16 protein-coding genes are annotated in these 17,635 nt (G+C 48.2%); 13 read left to right on the top strand and 3 right to left on the bottom strand.

Going from position 1 to position 17,635, the window contains the following annotated elements:
• Positions 1-67 precede the first annotated feature (67 nt).
• The 3 genes from MHB71_RS22980 to MHB71_RS22970 form a co-directional block, all read right to left on the bottom strand.
• Complete coding sequence (locus tag MHB71_RS22980) at positions 68-1,900, bottom strand: diguanylate cyclase (protein ID WP_340027801.1); 1,833 nt, start codon at positions 1,898-1,900, stop codon at positions 68-70.
• A 310-nt stretch (positions 1,901-2,210) separates the two neighbouring features.
• Positions 2,211-2,801, bottom strand: a complete 591-nt coding sequence (locus MHB71_RS22975) for a DUF5317 domain-containing protein (protein ID WP_036616686.1) — start codon at positions 2,799-2,801, stop codon at positions 2,211-2,213.
• A gap of 242 nt (positions 2,802-3,043) precedes the next feature.
• The gene (locus tag MHB71_RS22970) at positions 3,044-4,465 is read right to left on the bottom strand and encodes a hypothetical protein (protein ID WP_340027800.1); all 1,422 of its coding nucleotides are present in this window, start codon (positions 4,463-4,465) and stop codon (positions 3,044-3,046) included.
• 276 nt (positions 4,466-4,741) lie between these two features.
• Between MHB71_RS22970 and MHB71_RS22965 the strand changes: the two genes are divergently transcribed.
• The 13 genes from MHB71_RS22965 (at position 4,742) to MHB71_RS22905 (ending at position 17,583) form a co-directional block, all read left to right on the top strand.
• Positions 4,742-5,773: a BMP family protein gene (locus tag MHB71_RS22965; RefSeq protein ID WP_017691014.1), complete on the top strand. Its 1,032-nt coding sequence runs from the start codon at positions 4,742-4,744 to the stop codon at positions 5,771-5,773.
• Positions 5,774-5,887: 114 nt separating this feature from the next.
• On the top strand, positions 5,888-7,387 hold the full coding sequence (locus tag MHB71_RS22960; protein ID WP_127551676.1) for an ABC transporter ATP-binding protein: 1,500 nt from the start codon (positions 5,888-5,890) through the stop codon (positions 7,385-7,387).
• Positions 7,384-8,451, top strand: a complete 1,068-nt coding sequence (locus tag MHB71_RS22955) for an ABC transporter permease (RefSeq protein ID WP_036616697.1) — start codon at positions 7,384-7,386, stop codon at positions 8,449-8,451. The genes MHB71_RS22960 and MHB71_RS22955 overlap by 4 nt, the downstream gene beginning before the upstream one ends.
• The gene (locus MHB71_RS22950) at positions 8,435-9,358 is read left to right on the top strand and encodes an ABC transporter permease (RefSeq protein WP_017691011.1); all 924 of its coding nucleotides are present in this window, start codon (positions 8,435-8,437) and stop codon (positions 9,356-9,358) included. Before MHB71_RS22955 ends, MHB71_RS22950 begins: the two co-directional genes overlap by 17 nt.
• 46 nt (positions 9,359-9,404) lie before the next feature.
• On the top strand, positions 9,405-10,076 hold the full coding sequence (locus MHB71_RS22945; protein ID WP_017691010.1) for a sulfite oxidase-like oxidoreductase: 672 nt from the start codon (positions 9,405-9,407) through the stop codon (positions 10,074-10,076).
• Position 10,077: 1 nt separating this feature from the next.
• The gene (locus tag MHB71_RS22940; protein WP_339285213.1) at positions 10,078-10,836 is read left to right on the top strand and encodes a nucleoside phosphorylase; all 759 of its coding nucleotides are present in this window, start codon (positions 10,078-10,080) and stop codon (positions 10,834-10,836) included.
• A 207-nt stretch (positions 10,837-11,043) separates the two neighbouring features.
• On the top strand, positions 11,044-11,655 hold the full coding sequence (locus tag MHB71_RS22935) for a hypothetical protein (protein WP_076253885.1): 612 nt from the start codon (positions 11,044-11,046) through the stop codon (positions 11,653-11,655).
• A gap of 131 nt (positions 11,656-11,786) precedes the next feature.
• Positions 11,787-11,972: a hypothetical protein gene (locus MHB71_RS22930; protein ID WP_036616704.1), complete on the top strand. Its 186-nt coding sequence runs from the start codon at positions 11,787-11,789 to the stop codon at positions 11,970-11,972.
• A gap of 123 nt (positions 11,973-12,095) precedes the next feature.
• Complete coding sequence (locus MHB71_RS22925; protein WP_340027799.1) at positions 12,096-12,584, top strand: GNAT family N-acetyltransferase; 489 nt, start codon at positions 12,096-12,098, stop codon at positions 12,582-12,584.
• 122 nt (positions 12,585-12,706) lie between these two features.
• Positions 12,707-13,105 (top strand): metal-sensitive transcriptional regulator, encoded by a 399-nt coding sequence (locus MHB71_RS22920; protein WP_340019018.1) that lies wholly within the window; start codon positions 12,707-12,709, stop codon positions 13,103-13,105.
• A 60-nt stretch (positions 13,106-13,165) separates the two neighbouring features.
• Positions 13,166-13,366 (top strand): copper ion binding protein, encoded by a 201-nt coding sequence (locus MHB71_RS22915; RefSeq protein WP_017691004.1) that lies wholly within the window; start codon positions 13,166-13,168, stop codon positions 13,364-13,366.
• Positions 13,367-13,582: 216 nt separating this feature from the next.
• Entirely contained in the window at positions 13,583-16,069 is a 2,487-nt protein-coding gene (locus MHB71_RS22910; protein ID WP_340030216.1) for a heavy metal translocating P-type ATPase, read from the top strand.
• Positions 16,070-16,422: 353 nt separating this feature from the next.
• Positions 16,423-17,583 carry an ABC transporter permease gene (locus tag MHB71_RS22905; protein ID WP_036673157.1) on the top strand — a complete coding sequence of 387 codons (1,161 nt, stop codon included), beginning with the start codon at positions 16,423-16,425 and terminating at the stop codon, positions 17,581-17,583.
• Positions 17,584-17,635 lie beyond the last annotated feature (52 nt).

The following is a 17,635-nucleotide window of genomic DNA, read 5'->3' as shown; positions in this document are numbered from 1 at the left end:
TATCTCCGATCAGACCGGGGATAGCGCTTTTACTTTTTCTGGGCTTATAGAAGAAGTTCTGTTTATTTTACTGCAACTGTTGCTGAGCGGTTCTTTTCTCAATATATTGAATGAACAACTCGGCAAGCTCCGGATCGAACTGTGAACCCGAACATGAGCGCAGCTCCCGAATCGCTTCTTCCACGTTCTTGGTTTCCTGATAAGGCCGCTCTGTCGTCATGGCATCAAAGGAGTCAATCACGGTCAGCATCCGGCAGAGCCGGGGAATCTCGTTACCCTTCAGGCCGTAAGGATAGCCTTTGCCATCATAGCGCTCGTGGTGAAGTTCAATATACGGAATCAGATCGGCGAAGCGATCGTTCGTGATCACCATTTTTTTGCCCCAGGTGACATGTCCTTTGATCGTTTCCCATTCTTCTGCGGTGAGCTTGTCCTTTTTGTTCAGAATGGACCAAGGAATCTCCAGTTTTCCGATGTCATGAATCAGTGCTCCCAGTACGAAACGACGTTTTTCCGCATTGTCCAGTGCGAGCAATTCACTGATATCCAGTGCATATTTGTAGACCCGTTTGGAATGTTTAAACGTATCCATATCTTTGTATCTGAACAGATTGAGCTGCTGCTCGATGTCACGAACGTCCTGTACCAGATCAATCTCGTGTTCCATACCATCATTGCTGCCGTGGCGGTGCACGTTGTTCTTGCCCTGTTTCTTCGCATAATATAGTGCTTTATCCGCCTGATCCACAAGCTGGGATTTGTTATACATATCCACCTGATAGGGCGCGACGCCAGCAGAGAAGGAGAGACAACCGTGTGGAAACACTTCAACGCCTTCAAACGGCGTGTCGTTCAGTTGTTTACGCAACTTGTTCATGAACCTGTAGGATTCGTCCAACTCCATGCCTGGCATGAGCAAAGTGAACTCTTCTCCTCCATAACGAAAGGCGGTAACAGGTGTGCCTTCCGTCTTTCGCATTAGAAAATCCCCCAGCAGGGCCAGCAGACTGTCACCTTGAAGGTGGCCAAACCGATCGTTATACTTTTTGAAATCATCAATATCAATAAGCCCCAGACAGAGCGGGGATCCCTGCGTTCGAGCGTTAGTCAGTTCGCTTTCTAACATGCTTTCGAAATAACTATGGTTGAACAGACCCGTACGTTGATCCGTGTTGGCCTTTTCCTCAATCGTCTGATACATCACGAACAACTGCCTGAATGCATGGGAGAGCAGAATGCTAAGACTTAGATACAACAACAGGCCAAGTACGCCATTGTGCACAACCAGAATTGTCAGGACCAGAGCCAGAATCAGCGTACACAGATAAACCAGCAGGGATTCGGTAACGAATGCCCGCTTCATCTGCTGTAATGCATCCTTTGTTGAGAAATGAAAGAATAAGCCAAGTGTGATCGTGTTGATGATGAAGTAGGCTGCGAGCGCTGCAAAATAAGGAATCAGGTTATAGCCGTCCAGAGTTCCCGATTGCCCGCCAGTCCACTCAAACACGGCAGCTGCTCCCGTAATCATGAGACTGTAGATGCTGAAATTAACAATGTGTTTCCACCAGGTTAGCTTGCGCTCTTTGATTAACAGGATGATGGAGACAGGAAGCAGTACGGATAAACTGAAAGCTCCGCCAAACATGAATATACAGGCAAGGTATACCGATGAATCCATGGATTGCTGATTGCCTTTGGGTGGAATCTGGAACGTGAAATAATCCAGAATTAACGCCGCACCCAGCATGGTGTAGACCATAACCCAATCCGCCGTGGTTAGATGAAGGTAAGACCACTTGTTCATGTATAGAAAAACACCGATCCCGGTACAACTAAGCAAAATAACATACATACTGCTTCGATCTGCCTTATGGATAAGGTTACGAATAAAGTTCATAAAAAATCTCCTGCTTGAGTTTAGTCTAATCTTGATGTGTATATAGTTGGTGTTCTTCTATAGGGATATACTATATAGATGTATAACATACCAAGTTACCTGCCAAAAATCCAGACAGAAAAAACAGGCCGCTGGCAGCCTGTTTGTCTTGTTGGGTGGTATGGATACTAGCCGCCCAGCTTGTATCCAGAAGTTAACGCTACAACGACAGAAGCCACGATGATTGCGTTGATGACAATGCGGGAATATTTCACACCTTCAAATTTTTTCATGGAGAAGACCTCCCTTCCTTGGAGTCTACCTGTTTTCTTCAAGCCTGATGAGTTTTAGCAGGTTGCACAGCCTTTTTGTCCCGATTCACCATCATGTATTGAATAAAAAGGAATATGCCAATATTCATGACCACATCACCGATGCTGATGACCTGAGTCCGTGGGTAAGGGCTGGAGAGTGGGATGATATCACCGAGAAAAGGCAGATTTGTAGATGCATCCATCATAAAATGCTTTGATACGGCGCCGCCTTCCCGGAGCATGTCTACATAGTAGGGTCCCAGTACAGCGGAGGCTTCCACAGAAACAGGCATGCGCCCACCGTTTACAGCCATAACGGCAAAATTGAGAAATACCCCAATCCAGATGAGCATGAAACCGGTATGGTGTCTGTTGAGCCACAGGAAAGCGAGCCCTGTAATGTAGACGGCAGCAAAGAGATATCCATTAATGGATGCCACCCATTCGAATCGTTCCTGGAGATAGAAAATAAAGAACTGGATTAGTAGCAATACAGGGAAAATCCAGCCACTTCGCAGCTTGAGTGCTGCAAACTGGTTGAGCCCATGCCGCAACCCGCCCCGAAAAAATCCAACGATCAAGCCTAGTAGAATACCGTCATATACCATGGAGTAACTCCTGTTCGTGCGGAGATATGCAATATGATTGCGTGTTTGTGTACATAAAGGATTCGACCTTATATTGGTAATTCCTGCATGAGAAAAATGATTTTGTAGAAGAAATTTGCAAAATGCTGAACAAAAAACCGCCTTTACGAATCTAGGGGTCGAAACCCCTGTAAAATTCGGTAAGGACGGCTGCTTATGGTGCCAAAATACGAGCTTTAATTCGGTTGAAGACGGAATTTATTTTATTCAGATCCACCGTTCAGATAGTTGAAGAAAGGCTGGTCCACCCAGAAGTCATACGTCGTAATGTCCGCATCAGGTGCCAGTTTCAGGAAACCTTCCCGAATGGATTTGGCATTTTCTTTCAGAGAGAAGGACTGAGCATAATAATTGCCAAGCGCGATCTTATTATTGGAAATGACAGGGTAGTTCGCCAATGCGGTTGGTGAATAATACAGCGGTTGCCACCAGGAGCTGAGAATCAGTGGAGATGTACTGTCGCTGTTCTTTTTGGCATATTTCAGCACTATGTCGTTGAAGCGAACTTTGTCTGCCACATTGTTGAACTCGAACTGAATATCATATTCCTTCGCAGAAGCGATATAGTTACCGTTCTCGATCTGTGTCACTTTATAATCAGGCGTTTCCTTTGGCTCGCCCCATTCCTTCAAATAAATGAAGGCAGATGTCTTCGGCTGGAATTGCACATCAGCATCAATACCTTCGCTACGCAGCAAACCAACCAACTGTACAGCATGTTGAATATTATCGTGGCCGTAGGTAAGTGTCAGTTCATCGATAAAGTTGGAATCAAAGCGGCTATCCTTCAGATTGTAACCTGTTACGAGATCATCTCGCAGGGCCTGATCCACAATTTTTCTCAGCTCAGGTGATTCGATCAGATCCGCTGTGCGATATGCAGCATACAGTTTGGAATAGATGTCCGCATCGCCGGAACGCCCAACCTCATGTTTGTATTTCCCTTGACTGACCAATACGCGTCCAAGCAAAGTATCAGCGAAATCTTTACTTGCTACGCCACCCTTAAGGAGAGCGGGGTATAGGCTTTCAGGAATCAGGCCTGTATCGATCGCCGCAGCCAGTTCCTGTGCGGCTTGTCCCTGAACACGGTTCGGGCTAATGCCAACTTTGGCAAGCGCTTTGGCTGTTTTCTCTGCAGGATATGTATAAGCCAGTTCCTTGAATCCGGCTGCTTTCACCGCGATGAAGACCGCTGCATAAGTGCTCAGTTGATCCTTAGCACGTACTTCTGTACCCGTAAGAACACCATTATTGTATAAGGATACGGCAGCATCATATGAAGAATCACCAGAAGACAGATCGGTAAAGATAGGAGCTTTGGCTTCACTGTCACTTGCTTGAGTTGCTTCCGTGATGGCTGCAATGGCTTGAATGAAATCACCTTTGGTAATCTGTTGCGGCAATTGAATGTTGTATTTCGCTTGCAAGAATTGAGCAAAATCCGCTGCGCTTTCCGTATAGGCAACTGGCGCCTGAGCTACCGGTCCTTTGACACTTTGTGAGGTGGCGGGTTTAGCCGGAGTTGCAGATGCTGCAAAAGCGGAAGCGGGCAAGCTAAGGCTGCCGAGTGTTACCGGAGCGGCGAGTAGGGCCGCCAACGTGATCTGGGTGATTTTTTTCAAATGAATAGCCTCCTTAAAATGGGTTGGAAAATAATTAGCTTTGGGTTATAATTCTGACAATTCCTATAAGAATAGAATAATTGGATTGACTTTAGCACGGAGACGCGCTGGATGTCAACGAAAAAAAGCTTGATACAGAACGGTTTCCAAAGCTTGGTAGAAAGCGAATTGTCAATTATATTCTATTTGAGTGTATACGCTCAAAGATTTATTGACAAGGATCGACAGTATCCGCTAGGATAAGAAAAAAGAATGTTGAAAAGGGGTATTTTCAAAATGAAAAGAGGTTTATCGTTCGTCTTATCGATCATCATGTTGGCTATTTTGTTGGCAGCTTGTGGGAATTCGGCTTCCAAAGACGAACAATCCGCCCAAGGCAGTGATTCGGAGAAATCTCTTCGGATGGCCCTCGTACTTCCCGAAAAAATAGGGGTTAACCCTTTCTTTGTACAGATGGATGAAGGTTTCAAAAAAGCAGGAGAAGAATTCAAAGTAGATACCAAGACGATTGAATCGACAGACCCGGCAGCATTTGAACAAAATCTGCGTGCTGCGGTTGCCGAGAATTATGATCTGATTATTACAGCAACTTTCCAGGCAGAAGATGCATTGAAGAAAGTTGCTGCAGAGAATCCAGACAAGTCCTTTGCGATTGTAGATACAACCGTTGATCTTCCTAACGTTCGTAGCGTTGGTTTCCGTGAATATGAAGGGGCGTACCTGCTGGGTGCAGCTGCTGGATTGTCCACCAAAACAGACAAAGTCGGCATGATCGCAGCAATGGATGTACCATTGATCAAGAAATATACGGAAGGTTTCAAAGCAGGATTGGAATCCGTGAATCCAGACGCAGAATTTCTCGTGAACTATGTAGGTGGATTTAATGACCCGGCCAAAGCAAAAGAATTGGCACTGGTACAATTCGGCAAAGGCGCTGACTTCATCGCTGGCGCATCCGCTGTAGGTGATCTCGGCGTGTTCGAAGCAGCCAAAGAAAAAGGCTTCTACACTTCAGGTCAAGATACGGACCGTACCGTTGAAGACCCGGAACATATCGTATTGTCTCAATTGAAATCAACCGATACGGTTGCTTATGAGACTGTGAAAGATTTTGTAGAAGGCAACTTCAAAGCAGGCGCTGTTAACTACGGTTTGAAAGAAGACGGTGTAGGCCTGACGTACGTTACACGTGATAGTGAATCTCCATTGAATGCTTTTGTCGGACAAGAAGTGATCGACAAGGTTAAAGCAATCAAGGATGATATCGTATCCGGCAAAATCGTAGTCAAAGATCCATTGCAACAATAGTTTCGAATGTTCTTTTCAATGAATGAGTGATGGAAATGATCAGCCGGCTGCCCGATCAGGCAGCCGGTTTTGCTGCTATTAAATGACCGAGACCGAGGGGAGCGAACGCGAGATATGCTGTTGGAGATGGAGCAGATTACGAAGAAATACGGCGGCTTCACCGCTAACCGGGACATCCGTTTTAATTTGCGTGAGGGAGAGATTCATGCCCTGGTAGGTGAGAATGGAGCCGGTAAAACAACCCTGATGCGTATGTTGTACGGTATGGAACAGCCCACGTCAGGCACAATCAAAGTCCGTGGACGTGAGGTGAGCTTTGCCACGCCGTCCCAGGCGATGGCAAGTGGCATTGGCATGGTGCACCAGCATTTCATGCTGTTCCCATCCTTTACGGTAGCGGAGAACATCGTCATTGGACGCGAACCGGCTAAGGCAGGCGCATTTGACCGCAAAAAAGCAGCGGCTCAGGTGAACGAGCTTGGCAGACAATATGGCATGCCGGTTGACCCGTGGAAAAAAGTGTCCGAGTGCCCGCTTGGCATGCAGCAGCGAGTTGAAATTCTCAAGGTGCTGCATCAGGGCGCAGACATCATTATATTGGATGAACCTTCGGCGGTACTAACACCGCTTGAAGTGAAGGAACTGCTGGCGAACATGAAATCTCTCGCCAAGCTGGGCAAAACCTTTGTACTGATCACGCACAAGCTGCAAGAAGTCATGGATGTAGCCGACCGAATCACGGTGCTTCGGGATGGTCAGGTGACAGGTACGTTGGAAGCCAAGGATACACATGTGGAGGAGTTATCCCGTCTGATGGTTGGTCGTGAACTTGTGCGTATGGACAAGCAGCCATCGGTACCAGCGGAAGCGGTGCTTCAGGTGGAAGGGGTTAATCTGTCCGGAGCGAAGGATCGTTCGGCGCTCAAGGACATCCATATGGAAGTTCGTAAAGGTGAGGTCGTTGGCATAGCAGGCATCTCAGGTAACGGCCAGTCGGAACTGATTCAGGTCATTGCTGGACTGCGTAAGGCGGATAGTGGTCGCGTTGTGCTCTCCGGGCAGGATACAACCAACTGGCCTGTACGGCGCATCCGGGAGCATGGACTTGCTCATATCCCGGAAGATCGTTACATGTGGGGAGCGGCCAAGGATGCGAGTGTTCGCGAGAACGGGCTGATGGGACATCATCATCGCTTGCAGTCACGCGGCATTATCAAAGCCAAAGCAGCAAGAACAATGGTAGAGAGCTGGATCCAACAGTTCAGCATCAAGACAGGTTCTGCGGAGACCAAGGCACAGTTTCTGTCTGGAGGAAACTTGCAGAAGCTGATTGCTGCCCGTGAATTTGCACAGGATACACCGTTTCTGATTGCAGCCGAACCGACTCGTGGTGTGGATATCGGAGCGATGGAGACAATCCATGCTGAATTGCTGCGCAAACGTAGCGAGGGCGCGGGTATTCTGCTCATTTCATCGGAGTTGTCCGAAATTTTGCAATTATCTGATCGGATTATTGTCATGTATGAAGGCGAAATTGCCGGAGAACTGAGAGCAGAGGAAGCAACTGAGGAACAGATCAGCTTGTTAATGGCAGGAGGGAAAGAGCGGATATGAATCGGGTAAAAGAAACACTTCGCGGACTCGTCCAGCCGCTGCTTGCCGTATTCATCGGTCTGATTGCAGGGGCTGTGGCGATTCTGATCGTTGGCGGTAATGTGGTGGATACGTATGCGGAGATGTGGAAAGGGGCCTTCGGCAACTTCTACTTCTTCACCAATACGTTGGCTCGTTCCACACCAATCATCTTGGCGGGGCTTGGCGTAGCATTGGCATTCCGTGCTGGATTCTTCAACATGGGAGCCGAAGGCCAGATGATTCTTGGCGGGCTTAGTGCCGCGCTCACGGCGCTCTATCTGCCAGGGCCAGGCTGGTTTGTGTGTATTGCTGCGATTGTGGCAGGTATTATTGCCGGGGGAATCTGGTCCCTGTTTGCAGGCTGGCTGGATGCACGCTTCGGGATGAACTTGTTGATCACAACCTTACTACTTAACTATATTGCCATTTATTTCGGGGGTTACATGGTCTCCTATCCATTTAAGGACCGCACAGGATCTGCAGCAATGGCTCAGACACCCATGATTGACCAGAGTATCTGGTTGCCGAAGTTGTTCCAGGGCATGGGGCTGCATGCAGGCTTCATTATTGCCATTGTAGCGGCCATTCTGATCTACTGGTTCACGCATAAAACGGTGACCGGTTACGAGATCCGCATGCTCGGCAGCAACCCGTCCTTTGCAACCTACGGTGGTGTTCGCCGCATTCGCATGATGATGCTGTCCATGGTCATCAGTGGTGGACTTGCTGGACTCGCGGGTGCGGGGGAAGTGCTCGGTACTCAGTACCGTTTCCTTGATGGCTCATTGTCATCGGCAAGTTACGCATGGAGCGGCATTATGGCCACGTTGCTTGCCCGCTCGCATCCACTCGGTACAGCTGTAGCAGCTATTTTGCTGGCTGCGCTACAGACGGGTGCCATGGGGATGGAACGGAACACGGATGTACCGCTGGAAGTTGGCAGTGTCATCCAAGCTGTATTGACGTTATTTGTATCAGCTCAGATCGGTTATTCATTCCTGAAGCGGAGAAAGGAGAAAAAGTCCAATGCAACAACTGTTTGATGCAGCCATGTTTGGCTCAACCTTGCGGATTATGACTCCAATCCTGCTTGCAGCGCTCGGTGGGGCTTTATGTTCTCGTGTAGGTCTGTTTAACGTGGGTCTTGAAGGACTGGTTCTGATCGGTGCGTTCTCCGCTATTGTCGGTAATTATCTGTTTGGTAATGTGCTGCTGGCGGTACTCTTTTCCATTATAATTGTGATGTTATTCTCGGCGCTCTTTGCCTTTATAAGCATTAATCTGAAAGCCAACGCCATCGTGGTCGGGATCTCGCTTAACTTCCTGGCTGCGGGGGTGACGACCTTTGCACTGCGTGCGATTTTTGATGTAAAAGGTGCATACTACGATAAAGACATGGTGGGACTTCCCAAGTGGGATATTCCGCTGATTAAGGACATCCCGTGGGTGGGCGATGTAATATCGGGACATAGTCCGCTGGTTTACCTCGGTATTGTGCTCGTGATTGCACTACAATTTTACCTGTTCAAAAGTGTATCCGGCTTCCGCCTGCGCTCCGTCGGTGAGAACCCGATTGCAGCACAGAGCATCGGGATCAAGGTACGTGGCATCCAGTATGGTGCCGTTCTGATGTGCGGTGTGTTGTGTGCTCTGGCTGGAGCACAGTTGTCGCTCGGTCAGGTGACGATGTTTACCGAAGGCATGACTGCTGGTCGTGGTTTTATCGCGCTGGTGGCAACGATGTTAGGACAAGCGAATCCGCTTGGCGTCATGGGCTCCAGTGTGCTGTTTGGCTTCATGGAAGCATTGAGTATTCGTCTGCAAGGATTCTCCCTGCCAACGCATTTCACGTTGATGTTGCCGTATATTGTAACGCTGGTCGCGATGTTCTTTTTCAAAGACCGTACCTATGCACAGGATGCACTGAAAGCGGGCGGAAGCTCGCGTTAATTCTGAATGCCTATGTTAGAGACAGTAAAAGAAGGAGGAATTCCACTTGCATAACAAGGCTGAACGTTTGAAAAAAAGTAAAACCCCGGCACCAAAAACAGGTAACGATCACGGAGATCGGCTGCCGCCAGGACAGATGCTGACGGAGAAATTCCCGATTCTGCATGAAGGGGAAGTACCGGAATATGACCTGTCCACCTGGGACTTGAAGGTATTTGGCGAAGTAGAAGAGGAGAAGGTGTTCTCCTTAGCTGAGTTGCAGGCGATGCCACAGGTGAACACGGTGAGTGATATTCACTGTGTTACCCGTTGGTCGAAATTCGATACGCCGTGGGAAGGTATTCGTTTTTCCGATTTTGTGAAACTTCTGGGGGTTAAGCCGGAGGCAAAATACGTCATGATCCATGCAGATCATGATTATGAAACAAATGTACCGCTCGAAGAGTTGATGCATGATGATGTATTGCTTGCATTCAAATATAACGGTGAGCCACTGACACCCAAGCATGGTTTTCCACTGCGTATGGTCGTGCCACAACTTTACTTCTGGAAGAGTGCCAAGTGGATACGTGGTCTGGAGTTTATGACAGAAGACCGTAATGGATTCTGGGAAGTGAATGGTTTCCACCATTTTGCCGATCCGTTCAAGGAACAACGCTTCTCGGGTGAAGATCTGCCGATTCCGGAAGACGAGTGGACGAAGAAGGAGTTTGATTGATATGTTGATGCCTATTTTGCAGATTCATTCGGAAGACATGCCGGCATATGCCATCGTCTGTGGTGATCCGGCACGTGCGGAGAAGATTTCCCGTAAACTGGAGCAGGCGAGAGAACTGGCGTTCAGTCGGGAGTATCGTACATTTGTTGGATTGTATGAAGGGGTACAGATCGCTGTGGTCAGTCATGGTGTAGGTTCGCCTGGAGCAGCTGTGTGTTTCGAGGAACTGATTCGGGCGGGTGTAACAACTCTGATTCGTGTAGGTACAGCGGGATCGTATACAGCTGATTATCCGGCAGGCAGTGTGATTGTGAGTACAGCCGCTGTTCGTACGGAGGGGTTGACTCGCCAACTGGTGCCGGATGGTTTTCCAGCGGTAGCGGACATTGGGGTGACACAAGCGTTGATCGAAGCTGCTCGCGAGCAAGAAAGCGCGGATGCTGCAACATTTGCAGGCAAAGTGGGCGTTGGTATCACCGTAACGCTGGATGCGTTCTTTGCAGGCGTGGAAGAGATTCCACACCGCAAGTACAAGCAGGCTGGAGCACTTGCGGCTGAGATGGAAATTGCGGCGCTCTACATCGTCAGCACCTTGCGTGGCGCTCGCGCCGGAGCCATTGTCGCGATCGATGGATTCGCGGACAGTGACCTGGCAGCCGAGTATGATCCGCATACGGATGCGGTTGGAAAAGCGGTGGAGCGCGAGATTAATGCAGCGCTACGCGCACTAGCCGCGCTTGCTCGCCAAGATCAGGCGTAGGTTGGTTAAGGCAAGTATACATTTTTGCTCATTGTTACAAGCAAAACAGTAGATGATGTCCATTTGAGGTGGACAATATAAAAAGGGCGTCCCGTAAGGTCATGAATATGACCCAAGGAGCGTCCTTTCCTTTTTAAGAGGGGGATGCAGGTACAGTGGCGAATTGTATTTGCATGGCATGTCATTAAATTAGGAGAGTGATTAAATATGGGCTGGAGTGAATTACGTGAAATTCCTAATGAATACAGCGATGAGGTACAGCGGATTGATGAGCAACTTTTGAAACTGGTTGCAGCCAGAAAGGACATAACCGGAGCAGTCCAATACCAACCCCCTCAAAATACCATCGATGAATGGGTGAGCTTACTGGATATGAAGGAGGAAGATATCCGATATGTTCTCCGTAGCGTGCAACCGATGCCGCAAAGACACTACTTTCCAAGTGAACCTCTTCAATTGACGAGTGTGGTGCCGATTATGAAGAAAATGATCAAAGATTCGTGTGAGTATATGATCACGCATTCGATGCAATATGAAGGCGAAAGCCTCGTTTATGTGGAGATTCAATATAAGGGGAATGAAGCTGAGCGTATACAAATGGTTCCACATCTGGCTCTGGAAATATTCAGCGAACAGAGACATATCACCATGAGACATGGCAGTCGTGGAGGAGGTGGGGAGACGCAAATTAGTTTCCGAGTGATTCCTGCCCTTCCTTCTTCTCTGGAAAACGTTCGATTCTCCTTGATTCCCTCAATACCAGAAATGGAATACAAAGTAGAGGAAATCATTTTGGATAAACAGGTTGATTTCGATTAACGAAAGGGTTTAGAGATAGATTTAGCTTAACTTGGGGAAGGCCTGATCCTCGAAGAGAATGATAATGCAGAAAGTGGGCACGTTATATAAAGGAACATCAACATGAATACGAAAAAAGGGAGGATTCTACGATGACACAGAACAATCAACCTCAGGACGAGGCGGAAATTCGCAACAAGTTGGATGAAGACGGGGATTCCTTGATGGAGAAAAAGAAGATTTTGAGCGGAGTAGACATTGAGCCGCAGGCGGACGAATGGGCAGCGAAGCCATCACCTGTTGCTTTTAATGAAGGAAATACTTCTTCGAAAAAATAAACAATATGAGCATCATATGGGCTAGATGGAATGAAAATAAATTTAGCGAAGCAGGTACCCTTATGGTATCTGCTTTTTGGTTGTATAATAATGTAAAATTCAGTAGACGAAAGAGTGATTGGGATGAGTACAGGTACGATTAACATCCGAAAGGCAGAAATGAGGGACTACTCTGGCGTGTCATTGTTGATGGATGAGCTGCACCAGATGCATGTCGAGGCGCGGCCGGATCTATACAGAGCGTTGGAGACCAGAATGGAGAAAAAGGAGTTCATCGAACTGCTGGAAACGGACAAGCGTTACCTATATGTTGCCGAGTCTTCCGAAACGGGCTTGATTCTGGGTTACGGGAGCGCGCAGTTAAGTGTAATTCAGGATAACCCATTGATGGTGGATCGCAAGATGTTGTACATCCATGAACTTGTAGTGGATAACAAACATCGGGGCCAAGGAACAGGTAAACAGTTACTACAAGCATTCATCGAGTTAGGGAGAGAGCTTCAGGCAGAAAGCATGGAATTGTCCGTGTCAACGTTTAACTCTGGGGCACAGGCTTTCTATGAACAGATGGGTCTGGTCGTCCGCAGCAGCAGGATGGAGTATACCTTGTAAGATACATCGCTCTATTTAATTAGTAAGGATTCATCATTTTTAATAAAATATCAGAATCCTCTTGAATACCCCCATGGGGTATGTTACTCTTAGAAAAGAACGAAAGAAAAGGGGTGTTCATGATGGATCATCAGAGCCATCCCGAGGAACCTTTGCAATCCTCCAAGTCAGATTCAACGGAAGCTTTGGCTACAGTCCATGAAGCAGTATCCTGTCATGCCGAGGGCAGTGATGGGAAGCATGTGCGCAAGAGTCACCATTCGCAGGAGATGAAGAGTAACCTGGTTTCTCGTTTGAACCGTGTGGAAGGTCAGATTCGCGGGATCAAGGGATTGATCGAGAAGGATACGTACTGTGATGATGTGCTGACGCAGATTGCGGCGGCTCAGTCTGCTCTTAATTCAGTAGGTAAACTTTTGCTTGAAGGCCATATGAAGAGCTGTATCGTTGAGCGTATTCAGGCTGGTGAACATGAGGTTGTGGATGAACTGCTGGTTACGATGCGGAAGTTAATGAAGTAAGCTGAATCAATTCACATATTTAATTTTATCATTTTAATATACCCCAAGGAGGAATTTAGAATGTCTAATGTTACGTTGAACGTTACGGGAATGTCTTGCAATCACTGTGTGAAGTCGGTTGAAGAAGCTGTAAAGAATACCGGTGCGAGTGGTAAGGTTGATCTGGCAGCGGGAACGGTAGCGGTGGAATATGATGAGCAGACGGTGAACGTGGATCAGATCAAAGCTGCCATTGAAGATCAGGGATACGATGTAGTCTAACGGGATTACAGGCTTAAACCGAACATGCTCATGGGCGAAAAAGAGGTCAGAGTACCTTTTCCCAAGAGTCAGGTTTAAGCCTAATTTTCTGTCTGATATATACCCCTTGGGGGTATGTTGGGTGTAACATACAAAAATTGAAACGACATGAAAGGAGCTGACATGATGGATAACTCAACGAATAAACCAATGGATAGATCATCCGAACCCACACCAATGGCACCTATGGCAGAAGCACCAGGACTGAAGGCAACACTGCACATCACGGGGATGACCTGTGCTGCATGTTCGACACGAGTGGAGAAGGGCTTGTCCCGCATGGAAGGGGTGCATCAGGCCAATGTGAACCTTGCCATCGAACAGGCAACCGTATCTTATGATCCAAAGACAACTAACGTGAACGCGTTGCGGGATAAGGTAGAGGCGCTTGGCTACGGTACGGTGTCCGAATCGGTTGATCTGAACATCACGGGTATGACGTGTGCTGCTTGTTCTGCCCGGATTGAAAAAGGTCTTTCCCGACTACCGGGGGTATCTCAGGCGAATGTGAATCTGGCGCTGGAAACAGGGCATATCGAATATGCCGCTGGTGCATTGAAACCTTCGGATATTACCGCCAAGATCAAGCAGATGGGATACGGTGCTGAACTGCAATTGACACAAGAAGAGACCACATCGGTTCGTGAACGTGAGCTGCAACGCAAAAAGTGGAAATGGATGATATCTGCGTTGTTATCGATTCCTTTGCTGTGGGCAATGGTCGGGCATTTCTCGTTCACATCCGGAATCTATGTCCCCGAACTATTCATGAACCCTTGGTTCCAGCTACTGCTGGCAACGCCGGTACAGTTCGTGATTGGATGGCAATTCTATGTGGGGGCGTACAAAGCCCTACGTAACCGCAGTGCCAATATGGACGTTCTCGTCGCATTGGGTACCAGTGCAGCGTTTTTTTACAGTCTCTATCTGACGTTATCCAGTGGGTACTTACCTTCTACAACCATGGATCATGGGGCAATGGGAACGAGCACAGCCGCCATGCCTTCGGTAGAACTCTATTATGAGACAAGTGCAATTCTGATTACGTTAATTCTACTTGGAAAATGGTTCGAAGCTGTGGCGAAAGGTCGCTCTTCACAGGCGATCAAAAGCCTGATTGAACTGGCTCCACGTGAAGCCCGTGTCATCCGGGACGGACAGGAAGTGTTGGTTCCTGCCGCATATGTCGCGGTGGGTGACTTGGTTCTGGTGAAGCCGGGTGATAGCATCCCGGTGGATGGTATTGTTGAAGAAGGGCAATCCTCAGTAGATGAATCCATGCTTAGTGGAGAGAGCCTTCCCGTGGATAAAAAGCCAGGAGATCCCGTTACAGGTGCTACGCTGAACAAAAACGGGGTATTACGACTGCGTGCGACCCGAGTGGGATCGGATACGGCTTTGTCCCAGATTATTAAAGTAGTCGAGCAAGCTCAGGGCTCCAAAGCACCGATCCAGCGGATCGCAGATGTCATTTCAGGCATTTTTGTTCCGATTGTTGTCGGCATAGCTGCGCTGACATTCCTGATCTGGTATCTGTTTGCAAGTCCGGGTGACTTCGCCGGTTCCCTTGAAAAAGCGATTGCCGTGCTTGTCATTGCTTGTCCATGTGCACTAGGGCTGGCAACGCCGACTTCTGTCATGGCTGGATCAGGACGTGCGGCTGAATATGGCATTCTGTTCAAGGGCGGAGAACATCTGGAGTCGGCACAACAGATTCAGACCGTGGTGCTCGACAAAACAGGTACAGTAACCCAAGGTAAACCGGTCCTTACCGATGTTGTTATGGCTCCGAATTGGACGGAATCCGATCTGCTTGAGCGAGTGGGAGCGGCAGAACAGAGTTCAGAGCATCCGCTGGCAGAGGCGATTGTTGCTGGTATCCGTGCCAAGGGTCTGGAGCTAACCCCAACAGAGAAGTTCGAGAACATACCGGGATACGGCGTGCGAGCTTCAGCAAAAGGGCAGGAGATTCTGGTCGGCACGCGTCGTTTGCTTGCAGATGCACAGGTGAATGTCTCTGAGGAAACCGTTCAGCAGATGAACCGTCTGGAGGAACAAGGGCGTACAGCGATGCTGGTAGCGGTAGATGGTCAGTGGGCAGGGATCGTGGCTGTGGCTGACACCATCAAGGATACCTCTCGTGAAGCCATCGGTCGTCTTCAGGCGATGGGGATCGATGTCATCATGATTACGGGAGACAATGAGCGAACAGCTCGCGCTGTAGCTGAACAGGCAGGGATCGGTAAAGTACTGGCTGAGGTTCTGCCGGAGGGTAAAGCTGCGGAAGTGAAGAAACTTCAGGAGAGTGGCCTGAAAGTCGCGATGGTAGGTGACGGCATTAATGATGCTCCGGCACTCGCTACAGCGGATATTGGGATGGCGATCGGAACAGGAACGGATGTAGCGATGGAAGCGGCGGATATTACGTTGATGCGTGGTGATCTGAACAGTATTGCAGATGCCATTGAGATGAGCCGGCGCACGATGGGGAACATCAAACAAAACTTGTTCTGGGCACTCGGATACAACGTGATTGGTATTCCCATTGCGGCAGTTGGCTTCTTGGCTCCATGGCTGGCAGGGGCGGCAATGGCGTTCAGCTCCGTGTCGGTTGTCCTGAATTCCCTACGTCTGCAACGCATGAAGCTGAAGAGAAATGACTGACCGACCTTTGTTTGGAGATATAATCAACGCGTCATTGTCAATGAAGTGAGGATGAATAAATACGCGGTTCGCTGCGGCGGACCGTGTTTTTTGTTGAGAAAAATACAGTTGAGTCGCTAGAAAGTAAGCCTGAATCGTTGGTATTAGATGTTCTTTTCTACGGAGAAAGGAAAGCATAATGCAATTTTGTGAAAATGGATCAATTGTATTCATGAATAAAGCTTACGTTTTCTGAATTTTTCAAAAAATGAGTTGACAATATGGACATATTCACATAAAATTTAAACGATCGTTTGATTCAAACAACTGTTTAAATCAAATTAGAACTATTTGAGTAATGGAGGACACCTTTTATGTTACAGGCTTTACGTACATTGTTTAAAAAACCGCCAGTGATTGTAGGGATCGTAACAGCACTTATGTTCCAAGTGATCTTTAGCGTGATCTGGATGACCGCATATTCTGGAGTAAATGACCGTGCGAAAGAATTGACGGTTGCGATTGTGAACGAGGACGGAGAAATGTCCAAAGGAATCGCGGATTCGCTCGCAGGAACACTGCCTTTCCATACCGTATCCAATCTAAGTGCGGCTGAAGCTTTGGATCAGCTGAATCATCACCAAGTACACATGGTGCTGGATATCCCGGCTGGGTTTAACGAATTGCTTCAGACGGCTGGCTCAACCGCCGAGATTAAATACACCATTAATGAAGCGAACCCGGTTACGATCAAAAGCATGATGCAAGGTGTATCACAAAGTGTGACAAACACGATTAACAAACAAGCTACAGCACAAGGGGTACAGACGGTATTGACCGCTTCAGGTGCACCTGCCGATCAGGCTGCTGAAGCCGCTACAAACCTGACTACCCGAGTGGAGGGAACGACAACGTCCATCAACCCGGTTAACGGGATGAATAATCAGATGGTGCCAATGATGATGGTACTGGCTTCCTATGTAGGTGCCATGATCATGGGGATGAATCTCCAGACAGCCATGGGTATGCTGTCATCCACTTATTCCCGATTGACTTTGTTTGGCGCGAGAGTAGTCATTAATGTGGGTTCCGCATTGGTTGTTTCCTTGCTGGGATCATCACTGATCGTGGCACTGGGAGGACAGATTGCACAAGGATTCGTTGCATTCTGGTTGTTCCAGGCGCTCTTCCTGTGCACGTTCATGTTCTTCTCCCAGTTCTTCCTGATCTGCTTCGGACCAGCGGGAAGTCTGTTCAACATCATCTCACTGTCCTTGCAACTGGTATCCTCCGGTGCTATGGTACCGCGTGAATTGCTGAACAGCTTCTATAGCGGCATTGGGCAGTACCTGCCTGCAACATACGCCGTTCAGGGTATTCTGAGCGTGCAGTTGGGAGGCCCAGGAGTTCAGTCTGCTGCGGGCTCTATCGTGATTGTACTGTTGGTTGCCGTTGCGTTGTCACTGGTCGTGACGTTGTTGAAAAAACAACGCATGCCAGCTATGGCTCCAAGCCCTGCTCAAGCAAACAACTAATACAGCAGATGTATACCATTGCATCATAGGATAGGACAAGCACCCCGATGAT

The sequence above is a fragment of the Paenibacillus sp. FSL H7-0940 genome (assembly GCF_037979415.1).
Taxonomy (GTDB): domain Bacteria; phylum Bacillota; class Bacilli; order Paenibacillales; family Paenibacillaceae; genus Paenibacillus; species Paenibacillus amylolyticus.
Note: the sequence above shows the minus strand (reverse complement) of the source record. Positions and strands in the feature narration are given on the sequence as shown.